Below are 5664 nucleotides of genomic sequence, written 5' to 3' on the forward strand. Positions count from 1 at the left end.
CGTCGCGCGCTTCGCTGATGTACATCCAGTTCATGTGCGAGGAGGGGGGCCACCCGGGCGTCGGGGTTTCCCTCGCCGTCAGGTTTCCTCGCGCGTTCTCGATGAGGTCCACGGCAGTGGCTACCACAGCATCGTCGGTCCCGTCCTTCCCGAAGAGCGTCAAGAAGACGAAGCGGTCGGGGAGGACGACCCTGGTCTGCGTGCGTCCGTCGGTGCGGCGCACGTAGCCCGGCCCCAGAGCGTCGAGGGTAGGGGAGGTGAAGCAGTGCCCGCAGTCCGGTACGAACGAGGACTCATCCACGTTCCTCATCAGGTCCCGGACGCATCACTGCTTCTCGTCGTACGCCTCGAGGTTGGCGTGGACGTTGGCCGCGACCGTGAGCACGGCCTTGGGTTCGGGAGGCTCCGCGTTGGCGCGGGCCGTGGCGTCCACGCGTACCCAGCGACGAGGAAAGAGCACAGCGATCTCGGTGGCGTCTGTGCTCCGACAGACGTACCCGAGCGGCTCGTCCGTGCGCATCGCGCAGGTGTCGCTTCCGGCGATCTCGTCAGTGAGCTGCTTCTGCATCGCCGCCCACTCGGCCTGGTCCGACAGATCCATCGTGGTGATCTGAAGGAGGTCCTCGCCACCAGGACCGTCGACGATGCAGGTGAGAGCGTTCCCCTGACGTCGTGTCGCGTCGAGGTTCCCGCCACCGAAGCCGGTCAGCTCGACGTCCCCGGTAATCCGCTCTGCGGCCTCGGGGTCGAGCATCCCGCACAGGCGCGACGTCGCGTCGGCCTCCGGCTCGTCGTCGCATCCGGCGAGTGAGGCGACCAACGCAGCCGCTGCCACGCCGGCGAGGGCCCGTGCACTGATCCGCGTCCCGGATCTGTGGCGGGTCGCCGATGCGGACCTCCTCCGTGACACCTTCGAGGAGCTCGTGAAGGTCGTCGGTCGAACGGTCACCGGAGGTTGTTCTGGATGTCCTGTGGGGGCGTGAGCGCTCACTGGTGCCTCTCGTCGTACGACTTGATGTTTGCCTCGACGTCACGGGCCAGCGAGACCGTGACATGGACGAGCTCGTCGCGGGTGTCGACCTTGTCGGCGCCCCCTCCCTCGGGAAAGTACGAGACCTCGAGGAGCCGGGCCCCGTTGTCGGGCCACACGGTCGCGCGCATGCTCGAGTCGCTCCAACAGACGCTGCCGGTCCAGTCGGCCAGGTCGTCGAGTCGCACGCAGTTGTCGAGGGGTGCAGCGTCGTGACCGGGTCGTGTCGAGGGGGCATCGTGAACCTGGGCCAAGACAACGGTGCGGTTGCCGTCGACGACGGCGCACTCCTGCTCGCGGTCGGCCCGCTCGTCGGCCGGCACGATCTCGTCACCTGCCGCCGCCGCATCGTCGTGACCGACGATCGACTCGATCAAGGCGGGGCTGAGGTATCCGCAGATCTTGCCATCGACGGACTTCGCGTCGGTGGCGGGCTCGGGATCGTCACACCCCGAGAGGGCGCAGGAGACCAGGGTGGCGAGGCCGAGGCCAACATGGCCGAAGTGCATCCCGAGTCGTCCTTCCGGAGAGCCCACGAACCGTCCGGACTGTAGCGAGGCCCGCCTCGCGGCGAAAGGGTTACCGCCGCGCCGACCGCGACGACGACGTTCGCGACGCAACCCGGAGGCGTCAGCCGGGACCAGCGCGCCCAGCGATCTCACGGCGCGATCGGATGGTCAACGCGCATGGCGGGCAGTTCTCTCCTGGGCGATGGCATCGGCGACAGCTTGGGCGCGGCCCCACGAGATCTCGTAGAGGTAGCTCTCGTCGGCTGTCGCGACGACGAGCCTCCGGAACCACGAACGGTAGAGAACGCCTGTGCGCACCCTCCCGTCGGCGCCTGCGCGAGCGGGCACAACCCGCACATCCATGATCTCCGACCACCGCACACCGGCGGAGGCGCGGCCGGACCAGGTGGTCGGCCCACCGGTCGACTCGAACCAGAGCCCGCCTTCGCCAAGGCGTATGATGCCCGCCACCGTGCCGCGACGCGACGCGGCATCCGGCCGCTCCCGAGTGTCCGGATCCAGGACACGGCCCCCGCGCCAGGATGCGATCGCTCCGCCGAACCACCGCGGCTCAGGAGTGGAGGCCGTCGATCCGAGACGGCCGGCGAGCGAGGAGAACGGGTCGGAAAGAGCGTCCCACCGGCCCTTCGCGGACTGGCTGGTGTACCAGCGCGGGCCCCACAGGCGCTGCGCCGGCCACCAGAGGAGGCCGACGCCGGTGATCAGGAGCCCGAGGACGAGCGACAGCGCGCCGAGGACCGCAAGAACGGAAGAGAGGCCGGAGAGCGAGCCGATCTCGGCCAGTCCGGCACCGAGAAGCACGAGCCCGAGCGAGGGGAGGAACGCCAGCACCAGGAGTTCGCCGCCCGTGCGTCGGGTCCACCACCGTGCTGCCCGGGTCCGACCGCGCCAGGACCATCCGGAGAGGACGACCAACGTCAGGCCCACTGCACCGATCACCAAGGAGAACATCGATACCAATCCTGAACTCAGCGCATCGCCGACGTCGGTGAAGCCCTCGATCAGCGGCGATGAGCTGCCGCCGCCCTCCTGACCGCGCATGCCGAGCCGTCTTCCTGAGAGGTCACGGACTCTAGCCAAATCACAGGTCACGGAAAAAAATGAGGTGCCCCGGCGGCGGCGAGATACGCGGCGCCACATTCCGGGACAGCTGCCGTTTCTCCCTTGCCCCCGTGGACCCCGTACGTCGTATGGTCTGTACTGACTCGTCGTCTGAGGAGAGGTTTGCCCACCATGGGTGCTAACTACTGGGGTAACGAAGAGCTCGGCTCGTTGTCCAAGGCCGCCAAGAGCGGTCACGGCACCGCGAGCGAGGACGCGTCGTCGTCCGCGACGCGCCACCTTGGCCGTACGCAGGCCACCGAGGGCCTCAACGTCGGCCCGGCCGGCAACGCACAGCGTTCGGCCCACACCGCCCTCGCGTCGGCGAAGCAGGCCAACGCCAACAACGTGGCCACGGTCGGCACCAACATCAACCGGGGCGAGCAGTCGCAGGCGCAGACGACCGAGGAGTCGAGCTCCCTGCAGAAGGTGTCCGCCACCGACGGCGAGTCGGCGGCGACGTCGCTGCGCCGAGACATCCAGGCCTGACGGTCCGAGAGCTCGTAGGAAGAGGGAGCACGACGTGAAGATTCGTTACGACAAGTCCGCCAGCGAGGACATCAACGCCTCCGGCAAGGAGTTCGCCGGCGGCGCGCAGACCGACCAAGACTCGGTCGAGACCGCCGCCCGCCAGATCGCGGCCAACCTGTCGGGTGCCGGCAGCGAGGAGGCCCACGCGGTGCATCGCACCGCCTACGAGCGTGCCGACGAGCTGCACCAGGCCTCGCTCAAGTCCAACCAGACCGACCAGAAGACCCAGGACATCAACGACTCCGCGATCCCGCGGATGCAGTCCTTCTTCGGCAACCGCGCCTGACGCAGTCCAGGAGATCCGATGGCCCCGTTCTACGAGGTCGGCGACACCACCGCGACCCACGCTGCAGGTCAGCGTCTCGCGGGTCTGTCTGGCGACGTCCAGCAGGCCAAGAGCACGCTGGTGACGGCACTCGAGGCCGTCACGCCCGGATCCCGGCACGGCGTCGGTGATGTGACCGTCGGCGTCGATGCGTTCCAGACCTGGGCCGTGGAGGCTGCCAACGCGGTCGCCAACGGGGTCAGCAACCTCGGCAACAACACGTCGAACGGTGCCAAGACGGTGGCCCAGACGAGCAACGAGACCACCGCCCTCCACAATCAGCAGTCGGCTCTGAACCGTGACGTCAACTCGGGTTCCCGACAACCGGTCACAGCCGGCTAGCGCGAGCCGCACCAGACGACGAGGCCTCCTCCGCCCACGGCGGGGGAGGCCTCGTCGTCTCACGAGCCCGTCAGGCGTGCTGCTCCGGCACGAGACCGGTCTGGACCTGGCCGATGAGGCCGTTGCGGTTGACGTAGAGCGCACGGCCCGTCGGCAGCCGCGTCGGCGCGACGCCCCCGACCAGTCGCCCCTCGAGCCGGTCACCGGAGAACATGAAGCCTGCCGTCGAGACGTCGGTGAGTCGCTGCAGCATCGGCTCGAACTGGGCGCGCGCGAGGCCGTTGACCCGTCGTGACGCGACGAGGTGGAAGCCCAGGTCGTTGCCCTGCGGGATGTACTCCACCAGCGGGTCGAGCGGGTTGCCCGACGACGTGGCGACCAGGTCGTAGTCGTCGACGACCACCAGCAGCTCCAGGCCCTTCCACCAGGAGCGCTCGCGCAGCTGGTCGGAGGTGACGTCGGGCCCCGGGAGCCGCTGGTGCAACGACCCCGCGAGCTCTGCGGCGACCTGCCCGGTCTGTTCGCGGTTGGTGCAGTAGGCGACGAGATACTCCTCGGGCACGACGTCGAGCAGCGAGCGGCGGAAGTCGACGAGGACGATGCCGAGCTGCTCGGGCGGCATCAGCTGGGTGTAGCCCTTCAGCAGCATCTTGAGAAAGTTCGTCTTGCCTGTCTCCGGGTCGCCGTAGACGAGCAGGTGCGGGTTCGAGCCGATCAGGTTCACCGAGACCGCACGCAGGTTGCGGTCCAGCACTCCGACGGGGACCCCCGGGTACGACGGGTCGACCGGAGGCAGCTCCTCGAGGTGGACCACCGGCGCAAGGGTCTGAACCCGCTCCACCGCGATGCCCTCCCAGCGCTTCGTGATCGCCGTGAACAGCTCCTTCTGCGCCTCGAAGACGTCCTCGGTCTCGCGGACGCCGTCGATGCGGGGGACTGCTGCCTGGAAGATCCGCTCGCCCTCCATCGCGCCGCGTCCCGAGATCTCCTTCGGGATCTGCTCCATCACCTTGCGGCCGAACTGCGAGTCGTACACGTCGTTCAGGCGCAGTTCCAGCCGCCCGCCGAACGACGGCTGCATCCGCATCCGGATCTGCATGCTCTGGGTGACGGTCAGGACGACGTGCACCCCGTACGCACCACCTCTCGCCGCGATCTCGTCCACCGCGTAGTCGAGCGCGTCGTACTCCTCGCGGAACGTCGCCCACCCGTCGATCACGAGGAAGACGTCGCCCGGCGTGTCGCGCGGGATGCGTCCCTCCTCGCGGGCCCGCCGGTAGTCCTGCATGCTCTCCAGGTCGTAGCGGCGGAAGAGCTCCTCGCGCTCGTCGAGCACCGCCATGACCTCCTGGACGGTGCGGTTGATGCGCTCGGGGTCGTTGCGGGTCGCGACGGCGGCGACGTGGGGGAGGCTGCGAAGGGCCTGCAGCGTGCCGCCGCCGTAGTCGATGCAGTAGAACGCGACCGTGCCCGGCGCGTAGCGGAGCGCGAGCGAGGCCACCATCGTGCGGAGCAGCGTGCTCTTGCCGGTCTGCGGGGCACCCGCAAGCACGAGGTTGCTCCCGGCACCGGTGAAGTCCCACTCGAGCGCGTACTGCGCCTGCTTGGCCGGCTCGTCGACCAGACCGAGCGTCGCGCGCACCGTCGCAGGAGCGCCCGGCTCGTCGACGGTCTGCACACCGTCGAGGGTGAGGACCGGTGGCAGCGGGTCGAGCCACACCGGGCGCACCCGCGGCGCGCCGGCGGCGGTCATCTGCTCGCAGAGCACGTCGAGGACGGTGGGGCCGCCCTTGCGTGCGGCTGCC

Annotated in this window: 8 protein-coding genes; 3 read left to right on the forward strand and 5 right to left on the reverse strand. The window is 69.0% G+C overall.

Annotation, left to right across the window (positions count from 1 at the left end):
* The 4 genes from PV363_RS13160 to PV363_RS13175 form a co-directional block, all read right to left on the reverse strand.
* Positions 1-301: hypothetical protein (locus PV363_RS13160; protein ID WP_301022543.1), on the reverse strand; the 301-nt coding region annotated here is incomplete at its 3' end.
* 24 nt (positions 302-325) lie between these two features.
* Positions 326-820 (reverse strand): hypothetical protein, encoded by a 495-nt coding sequence (locus PV363_RS13165; RefSeq protein ID WP_301022544.1) that lies wholly within the window; start codon positions 818-820, stop codon positions 326-328.
* A gap of 167 nt (positions 821-987) precedes the next feature.
* Positions 988-1539 carry a hypothetical protein gene (locus PV363_RS13170; protein WP_220365180.1) on the reverse strand — a complete coding sequence of 184 codons (552 nt, stop codon included), beginning with the start codon at positions 1537-1539 and terminating at the stop codon, positions 988-990.
* A gap of 168 nt (positions 1540-1707) precedes the next feature.
* Positions 1708-2601, reverse strand: a complete 894-nt coding sequence (locus PV363_RS13175) for a hypothetical protein (RefSeq protein ID WP_301022545.1) — start codon at positions 2599-2601, stop codon at positions 1708-1710.
* Between the two features lie 192 nt (positions 2602-2793).
* Here PV363_RS13175 and PV363_RS13180 point away from each other — a divergent pair, with 192 nt between their 5' ends.
* From PV363_RS13180 to PV363_RS13190, 3 genes are read left to right on the forward strand one after another with little or no spacing between them, the layout of a single operon-like run.
* Entirely contained in the window at positions 2794-3150 is a 357-nt protein-coding gene (locus PV363_RS13180) for a hypothetical protein (protein WP_301022546.1), read from the forward strand.
* A gap of 34 nt (positions 3151-3184) precedes the next feature.
* A complete protein-coding gene (locus PV363_RS13185) occupies positions 3185-3478 on the forward strand; it encodes a hypothetical protein (RefSeq protein ID WP_220341609.1) in 294 nt (97 codons plus the stop codon).
* An 18-nt stretch (positions 3479-3496) separates the two neighbouring features.
* Positions 3497-3859 carry a hypothetical protein gene (locus tag PV363_RS13190; protein ID WP_301022547.1) on the forward strand — a complete coding sequence of 121 codons (363 nt, stop codon included), beginning with the start codon at positions 3497-3499 and terminating at the stop codon, positions 3857-3859.
* Positions 3860-3929: 70 nt separating this feature from the next.
* Here the strand turns inward: PV363_RS13190 and eccCb are convergent.
* Positions 3930-5664, reverse strand: a 1735-nt coding sequence (gene eccCb, locus PV363_RS13195) for a type VII secretion protein EccCb (RefSeq protein WP_301022548.1), incomplete at its 5' end; no start/stop codon positions are given.

The sequence above is a fragment of the Mumia sp. genome (genome assembly GCF_028803055.1).
GTDB lineage: Bacteria > Actinomycetota > Actinomycetes > Propionibacteriales > Nocardioidaceae > Mumia.